The following is a 16,486-nucleotide window of genomic DNA, read 5'->3' as shown; positions in this document are numbered from 1 at the left end:
ACACGTACGAACTTTCCACCGACCTACAGGAGTTACGCCATGCCTCACCTGCATCTGGAATACACCGCTAACTTGCCTGATCTGAACACCGATGTGGCGTTGATGCGGCTTAACAACACGCTGGTGGCTTCCGGTCAATTCGGTGCCGAATTCGACATCAAGAGTCGGGCGGTGAAGGTCGATACGTTCAAGGTCGGCACGGCATTGGCCGAGCGGGCGTTCGTGCATGTGAAGCTGGCGCTGTTGAGCGGACGCTCGCCGCAGATCAAGCAGCAGCTATCCGAAAGCCTGCTGGCGGTGGTGAAGGAACTGTGTGAGTGGCCTGCAGGTGTCGAGGTCCAGTTGTGTGTGGAAATCCTCGACATCGATCGAGAGTCGTACACCAAGGCCGCCATCGGTCCTTGAGTTTCAGGTCATTAGCGGCGCGGCGCAGGCCTTGATGACTTGCCCACGCAACCAGGTGTTGGCGCTGTCCTGATCGACGCTTTGGCTCCAGTGCATGTCGAGGGTGAACCCCGGCAGTCCATTGGGCGCTTCGCGGTGATCGAAGGTGGCCTCATTGGCCAGCAATTGTTGGATACGCCTCGGCAGCGTGAGGATCAAATCGGTGCCGGTGATCATCTTCAGTGCCGCACTGTAGCTATTGGCCCGCGCGACAATCTGTCGTTGCCGGGCTTGCTGCGCCAACCAGCCGTCGACCATGTTGGTGGTGGACATCCAGGGTGTCGGGAACACATGCCGGCGCTCGACAAAGGTTTGCAGGCTCAAGCGTGTCTCCAGCGGGGTGGCACGTTGGTCGAAGACGCAAACCAGATCATCTCTCAGTAGCGTCCTGGTGTTGAAGTCGCCGTGGCTGCGATGAAAGTTCGGGCCGAATCCGATCACCAGGTCGAGGCTGCCATCACGCAGTGCCTCGGCCGGGATGTCGGTTTCCAGCTTGTGCATATTGATCATTACCGGCAGATCGGCGAAGGCGAAGCCCTTCAATAGGTGCGGCAGGATCAACTGCTCGAAGTATTCCGGCGCACAAATGTTGAAGGTGACCGGCTGCGAAGTTGGATCGAAGGTTGTCGGCCCGGCGTGACACAGGTTGATGCTTTCGAGGATCTTCAGCACGTGGGGGTACATGCTGCCGGCCTTGTAGGTGGGGCGCATGCCTGTGCGGGTATTGATGAACAGCTCGTCTTCGAAGCTGTTGCGCAGTTTTTTCAGGCAGTAGCTCACGGTGGACTGGCTGACACAAAGCGCCTCGGAGACCCCTGTGACGCTGTTTTGCTCATACACGGCGACGAACACCATGAGGTCCTGCATATCCAGCTTTCTTAGCACGTTACTGTTCAGCATCCATTCCGTCTCGAAGTGCTCGTTGCGCTGACCTGCGCAATCTTGTGCGATTGATCCTAGCGGAATGCAGGAGCGAGGAGAACGTTCTGTCAGTAATCAACTCTGAATCGTGACGGGTATCGCGCGTCGGCTGGACAGCAACAGTGCCAGCATTCCGATCCCGACCAACGCTGCGCCCACCACTTCCAGCGGCATTGGCGACTGGCGCCACCAGAACCAGTGAAACATCGTGATAAACAGCGTGCTCAGGTAGATATAGGAAATCACCGAGGACGGAGCGATCACGCCAATGGCCCGGTGCAGCAGCCAGAAAGTCGCCAGGGTGGCGAACAGTGCCAGGTACACCAGCCAGTAAAAATCACTCATTGCCAGCAATGACGCCGAACGCCATCCGCCACTGAAACCGCAGAACGCCAGCAGAAACAGTGCACCGAACAGCATGTTCCAGAAGGTCATGCTCACCGGTCCGCGCCCCTTGAGGCTGCCGGCCTTGAGTCGCTGGCTCAGGGGCGAATAGAGCGCCAACGCCAGGCAACCAACCCCATACACCGACAATGCGTACGGCGAGGGCAGCTCGCCCGGGCCGGTGCCTTTCATCACCAGCAACACGGCCCCGGCAGCGGCAATCAGCATCGGTGCTACCCGCTGCTTCAGGTGGCTGTCGGGCATCAACACCGCTTCAAAAGCCAGGGTCAGCAATGGCACCAGGGTGAACATTGTTCCGGTGTTGATCGCCGAGGTGTAGCGCAGCGCCTCGAACAGCGAGCCGAAATACACCGCCAACAACAAACCGAGCACGCCATGGCCAAGTAGACCACGGGCAGTGATGGGGCTATCGCCTTTGATCAGTAGCAGGGGTAAAAACACCAGGGCACAAAACAGCAGACGCAACCCGGTCAGCAGGATCGGGTCGATGGCTTGACTGACCTGCGCCGCAGCGGCAAACGAGGCGGCGATCAACAGGGCCCAAAGCAACATGCCGGCGTGAGCGACGGCGAAACCGTTGTGTTTCATGGTGGGATTTCCCGGTTTGCAGGGACCCGATTAGGCGCGCACCTGCCGGAGGCGGCAAATCAAAAAGTCCACACAGATATTTGGAAATCAAATACTCCGTTTGCCAATAGAGCCAACGGGCTCACTCCCTGAAGGGGAGTTACATTACCCGGGCCTGTACCCTGAACCCGAGCTGAACCATTCTCAAATAAGCTGAAAGTTTTAATCTGTTTTCCAGTGCCAACTAATCGTTGGCTTATTTTTCACAAAAAATTGATGGTCGGTTGCCTAGAGTTAGTGTTGTCGCGGTAAATGAAATTTTCACATTTATCGAAGGCACTTCTTTTCAGGAACAGCCGATCATCATGTTGAAGATTAAAGCCGTGCGCCCGGAGTGGGTAATACTGATTGCCAGCGCCTTTTTATTGACTGCCTTCAATCTGGTGTTGTGGCAACACTTGTTTGAAATCACCGCGTCTGACGGTAAAGGAATTGTCATGCGCGTTGCATTCGGTGCAATGATCCTTGCGGCCTTCAACATAGTGCTGACCCTGTTGGCGTTCCGGCCTGTGATGAAGCCGGTCCTGATGTTGCTGTTCATGATCAGCGCGGGCGTTGCTTACTTCATGAGTCAGTACGGCGTATTGATCGATGCCGGAATGCTGCGCAACTTCGCTGAAACGAATATGACGGAAGTGCGTGGATTACTGTCGATTAAGTTGCTTGTTTATATTGTGCTTCTTGGTGTTTTGCCATCGTGGTTGGTATGGAAAACACCGATCAATTACCGGCGATGGCACCGTGAGTTATTAAGTAAAATTCTGGTGGGTATTGCATCGGTTGCAGTCATTGGTGGAGTCGCACTGATTAATTATCAAGGGCTCTCTTCGTTGTTTCGCAATCACCATGAGTTGCGTTTGATGGTGGTTCCCAGCAACTACATTGGTGCGTCTTTGAGTTACTTGGGCGAACAGGTCGCCTCTGCGCAACAACCCTTTGTCAAAGTTGGTGAGGATGCCCAGCGAAACCCCGTCTGGCAAACCCATGGCCGCAAATCCCTGACCGTGCTGGTGGTGGGCGAGAGTGCGAGGGCGGAGAACTTCGGCGTCCTCGGTTACGACCGCGATACCACGCCAAAACTTGATAAAGAGGCCGGCCTGATCGCTTTCACGGACGTGCACTCCTGCGGTACGGAAACCGCCGTGTCGGTGCCCTGCATGTTTTCCAACATGGGGCGCAAGGATTACAACGCCAGCAAGGCAAAGAATGAAGAAGGTCTGCTGGACGTGCTCAAGCGGGCGGGGCTGGATGTGATCTGGCGCGATAACCAGTCGGGCTGCAAGGGCACTTGCGACCGGGTGACACTCGACGATGTCAGTAACCTGAAAGACCCGGTGCTGTGCGCCAACAGTGAATGCCGCGATGAGATCCTGCTGCAAGGCCTGCAGCATTTTATCGACAACCTCGATAAAGACACCGTTCTGGTGCTGCACCAGATGGGCAGCCATGGCCCGGAGTATTTCAAACGCTATCCGAAAGAATACGAACGCTTCACCCCGGTCTGTGAAAGTAATGCGCTGAACAATTGCAGTCGCGAAAGTATCGTCAATGGCTACGACAACACGCTGGTGTATACCGACCACGTTCTGTCGACCTTGATCGACCTGTTGCGTAGCAAACAGGACAAGGTCGATACCGCCATGTTGTATCTGTCGGATCACGGTGAATCCCTGGGCGAATACAACCTGTTCCTGCATGGCACGCCTTACATGCTGGCGCCGGAACAACAGAAGCATGTGGCCATGCTGGCCTGGTTCTCCGACAGCTATCAAAAGTCGTTTTCGGTGGACACCCATTGCCTGCAACTGAGCCGGGAAAAGCCCCTGAGCCAGGACAACCTGTTTCATTCGATGCTGGGGCTGCTGGAAGTCAACAGCAAGGCTTACAACCAGGATCTGGATATGTTTGCCGGCTGTCGTGGGGCGGTGATCGACGGGGTGTTGGCCAAAGAGTGACAGCCTTCAGTACGTCGGTGATGTACTTGTGTCGGGCAAATGGCAGCATTTCTAGCGGTGCGTAAGGTTTTTTCGCTCAAGCTCTTGTTCAGTGGATGCGCGGAAATCGTCGGGGGCGATATATACTGCGGGCCATTCTTCAAGGGAGAGCCGTGTGGCCATCGATATTCACTGGATTCGCGACAACGATAGTCTCGGCCGGTTTTGCGCCGAGTGGCAGCAGTTGCCTTACGTTGCCCTCGACACCGAATTCATGCGGGTCGACACCTTCTATCCGATCGCCGGCCTGCTGCAGGTGGGCGATGGCACGCGCGCCTACCTGATTGACCCGCTGAGCATCGACAACTGGCAGCCGCTGTCCGCGCTGCTGGAAAACCCGGCCGTGGTCAAAGTCCTGCATGCCTGCAGCGAAGATCTCGAAGTTCTGCTGCGCCTGACCGGCAGCCTGCCGGCGACGTTGTTTGATACGCAACTGGCCGCCGCTTACCTGAACCTGGGTTTTTCCATGGGCTATTCGCGGCTGGTTCAGGAAGTACTCGGCATCGATCTGCCCAAGGGCGAAACCCGTTCCGATTGGCTGCAACGTCCGCTGTCCGAAACCCAGATCAGCTACGCCGCTGAAGACGCCGTGCACCTCGCGGAAGTTTTCGTACAGCTGCGTCCGAAGCTTTGCGACGATAAATATGCATGGGTCCTGGAAGACGGCGCCGAGCTGGTGGCCAACCTGCGCCGCGAGACCGATCCCTATGAGGTCTATCGCGACGCCAAGCTGGCCTGGAAGCTGTCCCGCGCCCAACTGGCCGTGTTGCGTGAACTCTGCGCCTGGCGTGAGACTGAGGCCCGTGCCCGTGACCTGCCGCGCAACCGCATCATCCGCGAACACTCGCTGTGGCCACTGGCGCGCACCCAGCCGGACAATCTCGGCGCTTTGGCGAAAATCGAAGACATGCACCCGCGTACCGTGCGTCAGGACGGCGAGTTTCTGCTTGATCTGATCAAGCGCTCTGGCAGTGTGTCGCCAGATCAATGGCCGCCAGCCGTACCGGAGCCTTTGCCGGTGGACGCCGCGGCCCTGCTTAAGCAGTTGAAAGCCATCGGCCAGGCCGAGGCCGAGCGCCTGAACATCGCGCCGGAACTGATGCTGCGCAAGAAAACCCTGGAAGCGCTGCTCAAAAGCGGCTTCCCCAATGGTCCCTACCAATTGCCTGATTCGCTGCGTGGCTGGCGCCGCGAATTGATGGGCCAGGTGCTGCTCGACAGCCTGGCCACCGCCGGAGAACAGCCTTGAAACGTATTTGCTCCATCTACCGCAGTTCGAAGAAAAACGAGATGTACCTCTACGTACTCAAAAGTGATGCACTCGAGCGCGTTCCGGAACCTCTGATGGCCGCCTTCGGCAAAGCCATCCACGCTTTCGATCTGGTGTTGACCCCCGAGCGCAAGCTGTCGCGCGAGGACATCACCGTCGTCCTGGAAAACCTCGACAAGCAGGGCTATCACCTGCAAATGCCGCCGGCCGAAGAGGAATACATCGAGCACTTGCCGGAAGAGCTGTTGCGACGCAACGACCCGATGTAACCGGCAGACAGGCTCTGTTCAGAGCCTTTGTGAAACACTGGAATGATTTTGGCGATGGCCGCTTCGACGCGGGGATGCTCCGTCGGCGGCCGTCTGCAGCGTTTTTTGAAAGGTTGAAGCATGCGCGTTCTGATTGCCGAACACGACCACCCTGTGTACGCCCAACTCCTGCGCGAGGCCGCGCCAGAGCTGGAAGTGCTGACCAGCAGTGACTCCGCCGAACTGGCTCGCCAGGCTGCCGAGTGTCCGGTCTGGCTCGGCCAACCCGACCTGCTGGCGACCCTGCTGCGTCAAGGCCACCATCCACAATGGCTGCAGTCGACCTGGGCGGGGATCACGCCGCTGTTGGCCGACGGTCTGCCGCGCCACTATCGCCTGACCCGCGCAGTGGGGATTTTCGGCCAGGTCATGGCCGAATACGTGCTGACCTACATGCTCGGTCACGAGCGTGAAGTACTGGCACGGCTGGTCAGCCAGGTCGAGCGCAAGTGGGACAGTCGCCATGGCCAGAGCCTGGCGGGTCGCAAGGTGCTGATCGTCGGCACCGGTGACATCGGACAGACCGTGGCGCAGTTCCTCGTACCCTTTGGCGTCGAGTTGTACGGCATCGCCAGTGAGGCCCGTGAACAGGCGCCGTTTGTCGAAGTCGGCTCATTGTCCGACTTGCCGCGTTTGGTTGGTCAAGTGGATTACGTGATCAATCTGCTGCCAAATACGCCGAACACCCACGATATCTACAATGCAGCGCTGTTTAAACAGTTCAAGCCGACCGGGTTGTTCATCAACGTCGGACGCGGTGTGGCAGTGGTCGATGCAGACCTGGTGGAAGCCCTGAAAGAAGGCCATCTGGTGGGGGCGGTGATTGATGTCTGCCGTCAGGAGCCACTGCCACAGCGCCATCCGTTCTGGACGGCCTGGGGTCTGCTGCTGACCGGTCACAGCTCGGCACCGACGTCGCCATCCTTGATGGTGCAGCTGTTTGTCGAGAACCTGCGGGCGTATCAGGCGGGTGAAGCGTTGCGTGGGGAAGTGGATTTCGAACGCGGGTATTGAGTCCACCCAAGATCAAAATGTGGGAGCGAGCAAGCCCGCTCCCACATTTGGTTTTACGGTGTGGCTTAGAGGGCGAAATCGCCTTCAGCAGCGAGTTCACTCAGCGGACGACGCGGGCTTGGCTCTTCACGGGCTTGCAGGTACTCGGCCAGGGTGGCCTTGTCACCCAGTTTGCCGATCGCCACGGCGGCGTGCAGCGCGTAGCCCTCTGGAATGTTCAGCTCCTTGCGGGTCAGTTCCTGATCGAAACCGGCCATGCCGTGGGTGTGCCAGCCGCTGATGCTCGCTTGCAGCGCCAGGTGACCCCAGGCCGACCCGGTGTCGAAGGTGTGCCACAGGGCTGGGGTTTCTTCGGTGGCGCCAGGCACCGCGAAAGTGGTCTTCGAGATCACGATCACCAGTGCCGAGGCGTGTTGCGCCCAGCTGCGGTTGAACTCGTTCAGCAGGCCCAGGTAACGCTCCCAGTTCGGCGTGTCGCGACGTGCATAGAGAAAGCGCCAAGGCTGCGAGTTATACGCCGATGGCGCCCAGCGTGCGGCTTCGAAGAAACTCAGCAGGGTTTCTTCCGGGATGGTTTCGCCGGTGAAGGCGCGGGGCGACCAGCGATCGGTGAATTGGGGGTGGATGGCGTAATCGGCAACGCGTGGGTTTGCACTCATCAAGAGATTCCTTGCTACGTTTGAAAGTGAGGGACGTCTGAACCTGCGGGCGCAGTTGAGCTGAGCGATGAGGTCTGTCGAGAGCCGTGGCGGTTCACCGTCATGCAACGCGGTCGAGCGTTAATGGCACTTGGGTAGGGCTCCTTGCGACTGGCAAAGCTACTTGGCGACGCCAAAACTGACAAGCCCCGATCTACCGGTAGTCGCCAGTGCTTGGCCCGCGCGGCTGCGGGCACTAGACTGGCGGCCTTTTCACCACCTGATGTTGATGCTTGAGCCATGGCCGCCAAAGTCGAACCGTTCTGGATACGCAAAACCCTCGATCAACTCGATCAAGAGGAATGGGAATCGCTGTGCGACGGTTGTGGCCTGTGCTGCCTGCAAAAACTCGAAGATGAAGACGACAACAGCGTCTATTACACGCGAATAGCCTGCAAACTGCTGGACCTGAAAACCTGCCAGTGCAGCGATTACCCGAATCGTCGCGACTCGGTGCCCGATTGCATCCAGCTCACCCCGGGCAAGGCCGACGAATTCAAGTGGCTGCCACCGACCTGCGGTTATCGTCTGGTCAGCGAGGGCAAGGACTTGCCGCTGTGGCATCACCTGGTGTGCGGTGATCGCGATGCCGTGCATCACGAACGCATTTCCCAGTCAGGACGCATGCTCGCCGAAGGCAGCGTCTCCGAAGATGACTGGGAAGACCATCTGATTTTCCGGGCGGGTTGATCGTCCAGCGAGTGAATGTTGCACCAAGGAGTGTGTATGGCTGGGGGATGGCGGCGGGCGTTGGTCGTTGGGCTACTGACCTTGAGTTCGCCCGTGTGGGCGGCGAAAAAGGTTGACCTGGATTACCACGTGCGCCTGTTGCCGCAAAGCGACCAGGCTGAAGTGCGCCTCACGCTGGCGCAAGGCTCAGCGGTCCGCAGTCTGGATTTCAACCTTGGCGACGGCAGCCATTACAGCGATTTCAAGGCCGACGGCCAGTGGCAACTGACACCGGGTAAGCAGGCCCGAGGTGTCTGGCATCCGGCTGCCGACCAGGCCAGCCTGACCTACCGTGTACGCATCAGCCAAGGCCGCAAGAGCGGCAGCTTCGATACACGAATGACTCCGACCTGGGCGTTACTGCGCGGTGACGATCTGGTACCCGCCGCCAGGCTTGACCAGCAAGACGGTATCGAATTGGTGTCACGCCTTGAATTCGAGTTGCCCAACGGCTGGAAAAGCGTCGAAACCGCCTGGCCGCGAATCGGCAAGAACAAGTTCCGCATCGACAACGTCTCCCGCTTGTTCGACCGGCCCACCGGCTGGATGCTCGCCGGTCACCTGGGCAGCCGTCGCACTCGCCTGGGGGAAACCGAAGTCACCGTGGCTTCGCCTCAAGGCCAGGGTATGCGGCGTATGGATGTGCTGACCCTGTTGACGTTTGTATGGCCGCAAGTGCAAGCCGTGTTCCCTCGTCATCCCACCAAGCTGCTGATCGTCGGCGCCAATGATCCGATGTGGCGTGGCAGTCTCGCCGCGCATGAGTCGATCTACCTGAACAGCCGCTTGCCGCTGGTCAGCGAAAGCGGCAGCAGTGCACTGGTGCGGGAGTTGGCCCAGCTGTTCGGGAGGATCAACGATCGGCAGCGCAGCGACTGGATCAGTGAAGGTTTTGCCGAGTATTACGCCATCGAACTGGTACGCCGCGCCGGTGGCATGAGTGACGAGCGCTACCAGAGTTTGCAGGGACGATTGGCGAAGGACAGTCAGAAAGTCACCACCTTGCGCGGCGAGCAGGCCAGCCCGGCGCAGATTTCCAAAGCGGTGGTGTTGATGCAGGAGCTGGATCGCGAGATTCGCCTGAAGACTCGTAACAAGCGTTCGCTGGATGATGTACTGCGCGGGGCGATGCGGCTGGGGAGTCTGGATACCAAGGAGTTCGTTCAGCTCTCGGAGAGCGTGATTGGCGACTCCTCCAGAGTGCTTGATACCGGGTTGCTTCAGTAGTACCGCCTTCGCGAGCAGGCTCACCGAACTATCAGGATCAAACCCCGCTTTTCGGCGACTTCAACGAATCATTACCGGTAACGGTGGCGGTTTTGGTCGCCGCCTCGGCATTGGCCTTCAACTGGTTCAACTCTTCACCGGCGCGCTGGATTTTCGCCCGCACGTTGTTCATGTCCTGACGACTTTTTTCCAGCAGGCTTTTCGCCGCGCTATGGCCAGTGATGCCGCGTGCCAGGGCGACACCGCCGATGGCCACTTGAATCAAGCCGAAGATGCCGCCGCGACGCAGACCCTTGCCCACCATCACTACGCCACCGGCCAGGGAGCCGATGCGTTCCCAACCTTGAACGTTGTGGTCGGTATGAGTCTGGAACGGGGTGGATTCGATGCGCTCTACGCGTTTGAGTTCGCTCATGATCTGTCTCCAGGCTTCGGTTCAGTAGTGGATAGTCAGCTGACTGCCGGGACGGTCAGCCGGTTCCATCGGATAGGCCGCAACTCAGCGGAATTTCGGCCCCGAGCGGGTATTGAGACCTTTGGCCATGCGGTCGTACAGCACGACGTTGACCGTGGCGGCCAGGTTCATGCAGCCGGTGGTCGGGATGTAGACCACGTCTTCGCACCAGTCGCGAATGTCCTTATCCAGCGAGCCGTCTTCCGGGCCGAAGATGTACAGCGCGCGGTCGGGGTGTGTGTACTCAGGCAACGGACGGGCGCCGTCGACCAGCTCCACGGCGACCGGAACGCAGTTCAGCGGCAGAATTTTCTTCAAGTCGTCGATGCCGATCAGCGGGATGTCGTAGTGGACGCGCTTGGTGTCGGTGACGAAGTCGGCAGCACGCTCATAGCGCTTGCCGGTATAGAACACCGATGCCACGCCATAACAGCCAGCGGCGCGCATCACCGAACCGACGTTCTCCGGTGACTTGGGGTTATACAAACCAATGCAGCTGTACCGTTTGTCTGCCACGAGCGGGGTGCCTTTCGGGAAAAAAGCGCGATTATACGGGGATTGGCTGGCAACGGTCAGTTTGGAGATTGGCGGTGTCCGGGTGATCGCTATCGCTGGCAAGCCAGCTCCCACAGGGCCTGAGGTGTATACAGAATATGTGATCACCCCAATCATTGTGGGAGCTGGCTTGCCAGCGATGAGGCCGGGACTGTCGCTGAGGATTACTCTTCTTTCTTCATCAACCCGGCCAGCGCCGCAAACGGGTTATGCGTCGCCTTGGCGATCTTCGGCGTGCTCAACGACCCTTCATCAAAATACTGCTGGTCGGTATAGCGCGAGTGTTCGTTATCGTGGCAGTACAGGCACAACAGCTCCCAGTTCGAACCGTCCTGGGGGTTGTTGTCGTGGTTGTGGTCGCGGTGATGCACGGTCAGTTCGCTCAGGCGCTTGCCGGAGAATTCACGGGCGCAGCGGCCGCACACGTGCGGGTACATCTTCAGGGCCTTGTCGCGGTAACCCATTTCCTTGTCGCGCTGGTTGTCGGCGAGGATGCGGTCCAGCTTCGACGTATTGGTTGGGGTGGACGAACTCATGGGTTCACCTTTGTAAAAAGACTAATGACGGTTATGAACAGAGTTTAGCTCAGCCCTTGAGCTTCTCGGCAATCCAGATCGTGTGGCGGGTGCCCTTGTTGCCATGGGCGAAGACCTGCACTTCCTCGGCCTTGAACCCGGCTTTTTTCAGTTTGTCGGAAAACTGCCGGTCTGCGCTGGCCGACCAGACCGCCAGCACGCCTTTTGGTCGCAGGGCCTTGGCGCAGGCGCTCAGGCCGCCGGCGGAGTAGAGCCAGCTGTTGGCCTTCTGGGTCAGGCCTTCGGGGCCGTTGTCGACGTCGAGCATGATCGCATCGAAACCTTGCGGCTCGGCTTGCAGTACTTTGGCCACGTCTTCCATGCGGATGACGGTGCGTGGATCAAGCAACGGGTTCCCGGCTTTCTCGCCCAATGGCCCGCGATTCCACTCCACCACGCCCGGTACCAGTTCGGCGACCACCACTTCAGCCGTCTTGCCCAAATGCTTGAGCGCCGAGGCGAGGGTGAAACCCATGCCCAGGCCACCGATCAGCACCCGCGAATGCGGGCGCCCTGCGACCTTGCGACAAGGGATTTCGGCCAAGGCATCCTCGGAGCCGTGCATGCGGGTGTTCATCAGTTGTCCGCCGTCACCACCCTGGATCTTGATGACGAAGTCCTCGCCGTACTCGAACAGGCACAGGGCACCGCCGTTCTCGGGAATAGGGGTGGTGTCGAGTAGAACGAAACGTTTCATGGGGCTCACTTGAGGAGAAAATGGCGGCAGAGGGGAGGGCAAACGGACGCAGTTGGGAGTAGCCTGCACATGACAACAAGGCCAACGGAGCCATTGATGAAGCGCACCATTCTAACGGTCATTGCCCTGGCCGCGCTCTCGATTACTGCAGTGCAGGCCCAACCGCTGCAAACCACGCCCGTCAGTCCCGCACCGATGCCCGGTTCACCTGGCACCGCGACACCCACGCCGTATCCGCAAATCACCCCTGCGCCCTTGCCCAAGGTCGGCCCCGGCAGTGGCGGTCCACCGCTGGTGCCTATCGAGATGCCTAGCCCACCGACCAAGGATCAGCCGGTGCCAGGGATCGAGCAGAATCCGCCGAAGGTCAAGTCGCCCGGCGGTTAGACCTGCTGCGCAAGCAGTTGGCCGTCGGCCATGCGCAGGCGCTTGGAGAGGGAAACGGCGAGGGCGCGGATGATTTTGGCGGCGATTTTCGGCGCATCGTTAAGCATCTTTTCCAGGGAATCCTTGCCCAGGTTGAGCAACTGACAGTGGCTCGCCGCCACGCAACTGGCCGAGCGGCGTTCGCCATCGAGTACGGCCATTTCGCCGAACGAGCGGCCACTGCGCAGCGTAGCAATGGTCACCAGTTGCCCGTCGCTGGTGGTCTTCTGCACGGCCACCTGACCGGTGTGGATGATGCACATGAAACTGCCGGCATCGCCTTCGTGGAAAATCTCTTCACCCAGGGCAATGGTGCTGATACTGAAATAACCCGAGGCCGCGGCGAAGTCGGCGGGCAGCAACTGGTTGAACAGGCCGCAGTCCATCAGCCAGTCGCGGATTTCGTTGTTCAGATGAGTCGGTTCTGACATGTCGGGCGGTCTTTATTGTTGTGTCTGTTTTCCGGGTTTTGGGAGGTGTCCACAATCCCTTGTGGGAGCGAGCTTGCTCGCGATGGCGGTGTCACAGGCAACGATGATGTTGATTGTGCTGGCGTCATCGCGGGCAAGTCGAATCGTCGCACCGCCGCTCCCACAGGGAATGAGTGATCTTAAGACCGAGTCATCGGGCCAAGTTCCTCAGGCAACCCCCAAAACCTTGAACAAAAATGCGTATTCGAGTGCTACGTCACGCAATCCTTGATACCGACCGCTCATCCCGCCATGTCCGGCGCCCAGTTCGGTCTTGAGCAGCAGGGGATTGGTGTCGGTTTTGGTCGCGCGCAACTTGGCGACCCACTTGGCGGCTTCCCAGTACTGCACGCGGCTGTCGTTGTAGCCAGCAATCACCAAGGTCGCCGGATAGGCTTGCGCGGTGACGTTTTCGTACGGGGCGTAGGCCTTGATCCGATCATGGACGTCCGGTTCTTCAGGGTTGCCCCACTCGTCGTATTCGGTGACGGTCAACGGCAGATCCGGGTCCAGCATGGTATTGAGTACATCGACGAACGGCACTTCGGCAATTGCCGCGCCGAACAGCTCCGGCCGTTGGTTGAGTACCGCGCCGATCAGCAGGCCGCCGGCACTGCCACCACTGATCGCCAGTTGTGGCGCGGTGGTGAAGCCATTGGCAATCAGGTGCTCGGCGCAGGCGATGAAGTCACTGAAGGTGTTGTGCTTGTGTTCCTGTTTACCGGCGCGATACCAGGCTTCACCCAGCTCGCCACCGCCGCGCACGTGAGCGATGGCAAATGCCATGCCGCGATCGAGCAAGCTCAGGCGTGCGTGGGAGAACCACGGGTCGAGGCTTTCGCCATAGGCGCCGTAGCCGTACAAGTACAGGGGCGTCGGCTTGCCGAGCGCTTCGCGTTTGACTACAAGGCTGATCGGCACTTTCGTACCGTCGGGCGCTGTCGCCCACAGGCGCTGGCTGACGTAGGCATCGGCGTCGAACGGGCCGAGTACCGGCGTTTCCTTGAGGACTTTCTGCTCGCCGTTGACCAGTTCCAGCTGGCGGATCTGCGTCGGACGGTTCAACGCTTCGTAGCGCAGGCGGATCCGTTCGCTGATGAACTCCAGGCTGTTCTGCACGTGCAGGCTGTAGGCCGCGTCCGGCAGTTGCACCCGGTAGCTCGGCAAGTCCTGTGGGTAGACTTCAATGATCGGCAAGCCACCTTCTCGCAGGCTCAAAGTCATGGCGCCAGCGTTCAGGCTCATGCCTTCGATCATCACCGTGTCGCTATGGGGGATCAGGTTGTGCCAGGCGGATTCGACGGGCGCGACGCCGGTATCGACGGCGGTGTACAGGGCGAAGTTGATGCCGTCGCGATTGGTGCGTATGAACCAGGTCCATTGGCCGTCGAGCGCGCCGTGGTCGACGTCGTATTCATGGTCTTCGACCCGTGGCGCAATGCAGGTAAAGGCATGCTGCGGCTGGTTGGCATCGAGTACCCAGACTTCGCTGGTGGTTTTGCTGCCGACAGACAACAGCAGTTGCTGCTCGGAACTGGAACGGTAGCAATGCATGAAAAAGCGGCCGTCCGGCTCATGGAACACTTCTTCGGCCGCCGTGCCGTCAAGGCGATAGCGGAACAGTTTGTGCGGGCGATGGGTGTCGTCCAGCTCGCCGAAAAACAGGGTCAGGCTGTCATTGGCCCAGGTCATGCTGCCATCGCAGTCCTGGAATTCCAGTTCACTGACGCGACCGTCGGACAATTCCTTCACGAACAAGGTGAAGATCTCGTCACCCGTGGAGTCGATGCTGTAGGCCAGGCGTTGGTGGTCCGGGCTGATGCTGAACGCGCCGAGGGAAAAGAAGCCGCCGTTGGCCAGTGCGTTCGGATCCAGCAGCAGTTGTTCCTGGCTTTCATCGAGTTTCAGGCTGTCGTCGGCCGGACGCGGGCAGCGGTAATGCCGGGCGTATTCGTCACCCGCCGTGGTGCGCGTGTAATACAAGTAAGGTCCCCACGGCGAGGGCAGGGACAGGTCGGTTTCGAGAATCCGGCCCTTGATCTCCTCGAACAGGGTGTCACGCAGCCCGGCCTGGTCGGCGGTTTGTGCCTCCTGATAGCGGTTTTCAGCCTTCAGGTAGTCGAGCACCGCATCGGTGTCGCGCTCCTGCAGCCAGGCATACGGGTCATCACCCTCGGCCTTGCGGGCGATCGGGGCGTCGGAAACGTTGGCGGATAGGGGCATGAAGGACTCTCGATCAATGTACGAAATAGGGGTTTCGCAGGGGGCAGGAAAAAGCCTGATGCCTTACACGGCTCCCACATGGACAAGCCTGACGTGCGAAAAGCCGTTATCATAAGCGCCTCTTTGCCTGCCTTGCCATGGACACCATGACCGAGAACGACTATCTGATCGCTTGGGGCCTCTACGCCTTTGCCGCTTTGGGCTGCCTGTTGGTGTGGATGCGCATCACCCGCTGGATGTGGCGTTGGCTGCGTGAACCGCTGCGGTTGCTGATGGCGGTGCTGCTGTTCAGCCCGACCATCATCGACCCGGTGAAGGAAAAGGTCGCCCCGGCCATCGCCATTACCGCCCTGGACCTGTTGTTCAAGGTCGGCAATAACGCATGGCGGGCCATTTCCGATCTGTTCATGTACGGCATGATCGCTTTCGGCATTTACCTGGTGTTCGTGGCCATCCGCTTCCCCATCGAACGCGCCGCCAATGCGCGCAAGGAACAGGCTGCCGCCGCCAAAGCCGCCGCCCGTGCCGACGAACCGGAAGAAGAACACCCATTCGGCGGTGCCGGCGATGATCGCTACGGTCGCCCGCCTGTGCCGAGCAATCCCCAGCGTATGCGGGTCGAACCCCGTCTGTAGCCTTGCCCCAGGTTTGAAGCGAGAGTCCGAGCATGTGTGAGTTATTGGGCATGAGCGCCAATGTCCCGACCGATATTGTGTTCAGCTTCACCGGGCTGATGCAGCGCGGCGGGCGCACCGGTCCGCACCGTGACGGTTGGGGCATCGCTTTCTATGAAGGCCGCGGATTGCGCTTGTTCCAGGATCCGGCAGCAAGCAGTGAGTCGGAAGTCGCGAACCTGGTGCAGCGCTATCCAATCAAGAGCGAAGTGGTGATCGGGCACATCCGCCAGGCCAACGTCGGCAAGGTCTGTTTGTCCAACACCCATCCGTTCGTGCGCGAGTTGTGGGGCCGTAACTGGTGTTTCGCCCATAATGGCCAGTTAGCGGATTTTCAGCCGACTGCCAGCTTCTACCGTCCCGTGGGCGATACCGACAGCGAAGCCGCGTTCTGCGATTTGCTTAACCGTGTAAGAGCGGCATTCCCCGAGCCAGTCGAGGTCGAAGAACTGTTGCCGGACCTGGTGGCCGCTTGCGCCGAATACCGCAGCAAAGGCGTGTTCAACTGTCTGCTCAGCGATGGCGACTGGCTGTTCTGCTACTGCTCGACCAAACTGGCGCAGATCACCCGTCGTGCCCCGTTTGGCCCGGCGCGCTTGAAGGATGTCGATGTGATCGTCGACTTTCAGGCCGAAACCACGCCTAACGACGTGGTCACGGTGATCGCCACCGAACCCTTGACCGAAAACGAAACCTGGACCCGCTACGAACCGGGCCAATGGAGCCTGTGGCGACGCGGTGAATGCGTCAGCCAGGGCATGACCGAATAAGGATC

Annotated in this window: 19 protein-coding genes; 10 read left to right on the top strand and 9 right to left on the bottom strand. The window is 59.4% G+C overall.

The window, feature by feature from the left end:
- Positions 1 to 39 precede the first annotated feature (39 nt).
- Positions 40 to 405: a 5-carboxymethyl-2-hydroxymuconate Delta-isomerase gene (locus FFS64_RS06105; protein WP_137804613.1), complete on the top strand. Its 366-nt coding sequence runs from the start codon at positions 40 to 42 to the stop codon at positions 403 to 405.
- A 3-nt stretch (positions 406 to 408) separates the two neighbouring features.
- Here the strand turns inward: FFS64_RS06105 and FFS64_RS06100 are convergent, their stop codons facing one another.
- Together FFS64_RS06100 and FFS64_RS06095 are read right to left on the bottom strand one after the other, a co-directional pair.
- Entirely contained in the window at positions 409 to 1,344 is a 936-nt protein-coding gene (locus FFS64_RS06100; RefSeq protein WP_137804612.1) for a LysR family transcriptional regulator, read from the bottom strand.
- A gap of 96 nt (positions 1,345 to 1,440) precedes the next feature.
- A complete protein-coding gene (locus FFS64_RS06095; protein WP_137804611.1) occupies positions 1,441 to 2,358 on the bottom strand; it encodes a DMT family transporter in 918 nt (305 codons plus the stop codon).
- 344 nt (positions 2,359 to 2,702) lie between these two features.
- Between FFS64_RS06095 and FFS64_RS06090 the strand changes: the two genes are divergently transcribed.
- The 4 genes from FFS64_RS06090 to FFS64_RS06075 all read left to right on the top strand — a co-directional run bounded on the left by FFS64_RS06090 (position 2,703) and on the right by FFS64_RS06075 (position 6,983).
- Complete coding sequence (locus FFS64_RS06090; protein WP_137804610.1) at positions 2,703 to 4,352, top strand: phosphoethanolamine transferase; 1,650 nt, start codon at positions 2,703 to 2,705, stop codon at positions 4,350 to 4,352.
- A gap of 154 nt (positions 4,353 to 4,506) precedes the next feature.
- Positions 4,507 to 5,640 carry a ribonuclease D gene (rnd, locus tag FFS64_RS06085; RefSeq protein ID WP_137804609.1) on the top strand — a complete coding sequence of 378 codons (1,134 nt, stop codon included), beginning with the start codon at positions 4,507 to 4,509 and terminating at the stop codon, positions 5,638 to 5,640.
- The gene (locus tag FFS64_RS06080) at positions 5,637 to 5,930 is read left to right on the top strand and encodes a YcgL domain-containing protein (RefSeq protein ID WP_095195499.1); all 294 of its coding nucleotides are present in this window, start codon (positions 5,637 to 5,639) and stop codon (positions 5,928 to 5,930) included. Before rnd ends, FFS64_RS06080 begins: the two co-directional genes overlap by 4 nt.
- 120 nt (positions 5,931 to 6,050) lie before the next feature.
- A complete protein-coding gene (locus FFS64_RS06075; protein ID WP_137804608.1) occupies positions 6,051 to 6,983 on the top strand; it encodes a D-2-hydroxyacid dehydrogenase in 933 nt (310 codons plus the stop codon).
- A 65-nt stretch (positions 6,984 to 7,048) separates the two neighbouring features.
- Here the strand turns inward: FFS64_RS06075 and FFS64_RS06070 are convergent, their stop codons facing one another.
- The gene (locus FFS64_RS06070; RefSeq protein WP_095195501.1) at positions 7,049 to 7,642 is read right to left on the bottom strand and encodes a nitroreductase family protein; all 594 of its coding nucleotides are present in this window, start codon (positions 7,640 to 7,642) and stop codon (positions 7,049 to 7,051) included.
- A 279-nt stretch (positions 7,643 to 7,921) separates the two neighbouring features.
- Between FFS64_RS06070 and FFS64_RS06065 the strand changes: the two genes are divergently transcribed.
- Positions 7,922 to 8,371, top strand: a complete 450-nt coding sequence (locus FFS64_RS06065; RefSeq protein WP_053155815.1) for a YcgN family cysteine cluster protein — start codon at positions 7,922 to 7,924, stop codon at positions 8,369 to 8,371.
- A gap of 36 nt (positions 8,372 to 8,407) precedes the next feature.
- Positions 8,408 to 9,637: a hypothetical protein gene (locus FFS64_RS06060; RefSeq protein ID WP_137804607.1), complete on the top strand. Its 1,230-nt coding sequence runs from the start codon at positions 8,408 to 8,410 to the stop codon at positions 9,635 to 9,637.
- A gap of 37 nt (positions 9,638 to 9,674) precedes the next feature.
- Here the strand turns inward: FFS64_RS06060 and FFS64_RS06055 are convergent, their stop codons facing one another.
- The 4 genes from FFS64_RS06055 to FFS64_RS06040 form a co-directional block, all read right to left on the bottom strand.
- Positions 9,675 to 10,052 carry a DUF2892 domain-containing protein gene (locus FFS64_RS06055; protein ID WP_137804606.1) on the bottom strand — a complete coding sequence of 126 codons (378 nt, stop codon included), beginning with the start codon at positions 10,050 to 10,052 and terminating at the stop codon, positions 9,675 to 9,677.
- Between the two features lie 84 nt (positions 10,053 to 10,136).
- Entirely contained in the window at positions 10,137 to 10,607 is a 471-nt protein-coding gene (locus tag FFS64_RS06050; protein ID WP_137804605.1) for an RNA methyltransferase, read from the bottom strand.
- Positions 10,608 to 10,810: 203 nt separating this feature from the next.
- On the bottom strand, positions 10,811 to 11,182 hold the full coding sequence (locus FFS64_RS06045) for a YajD family HNH nuclease (RefSeq protein ID WP_137804604.1): 372 nt from the start codon (positions 11,180 to 11,182) through the stop codon (positions 10,811 to 10,813).
- 49 nt (positions 11,183 to 11,231) lie between these two features.
- Entirely contained in the window at positions 11,232 to 11,918 is a 687-nt protein-coding gene (locus FFS64_RS06040) for a spermidine synthase (protein ID WP_095195505.1), read from the bottom strand.
- 96 nt (positions 11,919 to 12,014) lie between these two features.
- Here FFS64_RS06040 and FFS64_RS06035 point away from each other — a divergent pair, with 96 nt between their 5' ends.
- Positions 12,015 to 12,305 (top strand): hypothetical protein, encoded by a 291-nt coding sequence (locus FFS64_RS06035; RefSeq protein ID WP_137804603.1) that lies wholly within the window; start codon positions 12,015 to 12,017, stop codon positions 12,303 to 12,305.
- Here the strand turns inward: FFS64_RS06035 and FFS64_RS06030 are convergent.
- Together FFS64_RS06030 and FFS64_RS06025 are read right to left on the bottom strand one after the other, a co-directional pair.
- The gene (locus FFS64_RS06030) at positions 12,302 to 12,775 is read right to left on the bottom strand and encodes a cyclic nucleotide-binding domain-containing protein (protein ID WP_137804602.1); all 474 of its coding nucleotides are present in this window, start codon (positions 12,773 to 12,775) and stop codon (positions 12,302 to 12,304) included. The genes FFS64_RS06035 and FFS64_RS06030 overlap by 4 nt on opposite strands.
- 207 nt (positions 12,776 to 12,982) lie before the next feature.
- A complete protein-coding gene (locus tag FFS64_RS06025) occupies positions 12,983 to 15,037 on the bottom strand; it encodes a S9 family peptidase (RefSeq protein ID WP_137804601.1) in 2,055 nt (684 codons plus the stop codon).
- 137 nt (positions 15,038 to 15,174) lie between these two features.
- Here FFS64_RS06025 and FFS64_RS06020 point away from each other — a divergent pair, with 137 nt between their 5' ends.
- Both FFS64_RS06020 and FFS64_RS06015 read left to right on the top strand, forming a co-directional pair.
- On the top strand, positions 15,175 to 15,672 hold the full coding sequence (locus FFS64_RS06020) for an MFS transporter (RefSeq protein ID WP_095195509.1): 498 nt from the start codon (positions 15,175 to 15,177) through the stop codon (positions 15,670 to 15,672).
- A 32-nt stretch (positions 15,673 to 15,704) separates the two neighbouring features.
- The gene (locus FFS64_RS06015) at positions 15,705 to 16,481 is read left to right on the top strand and encodes a class II glutamine amidotransferase (RefSeq protein ID WP_095195510.1); all 777 of its coding nucleotides are present in this window, start codon (positions 15,705 to 15,707) and stop codon (positions 16,479 to 16,481) included.
- Positions 16,482 to 16,486 lie beyond the last annotated feature (5 nt).

The sequence above is a fragment of the Pseudomonas sp. G(2018) genome, from assembly GCF_005502415.1.
Taxonomy (GTDB): domain Bacteria; phylum Pseudomonadota; class Gammaproteobacteria; order Pseudomonadales; family Pseudomonadaceae; genus Aquipseudomonas.
Note: the sequence above shows the minus strand (reverse complement) of the source record. Positions and strands in the feature narration are given on the sequence as shown.

Bases quoted from the DNA above. Each gene is read 5' to 3' on its own strand.
- FFS64_RS06105 (WP_137804613.1), top strand. From the start codon at position 40: ATGCCTCACCTGCATCTGGAATACACCGCTAACTTGCCTGATCTGAAC.
- FFS64_RS06100 (WP_137804612.1), bottom strand. From the start codon at position 1,344: ATGCTGAACAGTAACGTGCTAAGAAAGCTGGATATGCAGGACCTCATG.
- FFS64_RS06095 (WP_137804611.1), bottom strand. From the start codon at position 2,358: ATGAAACACAACGGTTTCGCCGTCGCTCACGCCGGCATGTTGCTTTGG.
- FFS64_RS06090 (WP_137804610.1), top strand. From the start codon at position 2,703: ATGTTGAAGATTAAAGCCGTGCGCCCGGAGTGGGTAATACTGATTGCC.
- FFS64_RS06075 (WP_137804608.1), top strand. From the start codon at position 6,051: ATGCGCGTTCTGATTGCCGAACACGACCACCCTGTGTACGCCCAACTC.
- FFS64_RS06070 (WP_095195501.1), bottom strand. From the start codon at position 7,642: ATGAGTGCAAACCCACGCGTTGCCGATTACGCCATCCACCCCCAATTC.
- FFS64_RS06065 (WP_053155815.1), top strand. From the start codon at position 7,922: ATGGCCGCCAAAGTCGAACCGTTCTGGATACGCAAAACCCTCGATCAA.
- FFS64_RS06060 (WP_137804607.1), top strand. From the start codon at position 8,408: ATGGCTGGGGGATGGCGGCGGGCGTTGGTCGTTGGGCTACTGACCTTG.
- FFS64_RS06055 (WP_137804606.1), bottom strand. From the start codon at position 10,052: ATGAGCGAACTCAAACGCGTAGAGCGCATCGAATCCACCCCGTTCCAG.
- FFS64_RS06045 (WP_137804604.1), bottom strand. From the start codon at position 11,182: ATGAGTTCGTCCACCCCAACCAATACGTCGAAGCTGGACCGCATCCTC.
- FFS64_RS06040 (WP_095195505.1), bottom strand. From the start codon at position 11,918: ATGAAACGTTTCGTTCTACTCGACACCACCCCTATTCCCGAGAACGGC.
- FFS64_RS06035 (WP_137804603.1), top strand. From the start codon at position 12,015: ATGAAGCGCACCATTCTAACGGTCATTGCCCTGGCCGCGCTCTCGATT.
- FFS64_RS06030 (WP_137804602.1), bottom strand. From the start codon at position 12,775: ATGTCAGAACCGACTCATCTGAACAACGAAATCCGCGACTGGCTGATG.
- FFS64_RS06025 (WP_137804601.1), bottom strand. From the start codon at position 15,037: ATGCCCCTATCCGCCAACGTTTCCGACGCCCCGATCGCCCGCAAGGCC.
- FFS64_RS06020 (WP_095195509.1), top strand. From the start codon at position 15,175: ATGGACACCATGACCGAGAACGACTATCTGATCGCTTGGGGCCTCTAC.
- FFS64_RS06015 (WP_095195510.1), top strand. From the start codon at position 15,705: ATGTGTGAGTTATTGGGCATGAGCGCCAATGTCCCGACCGATATTGTG.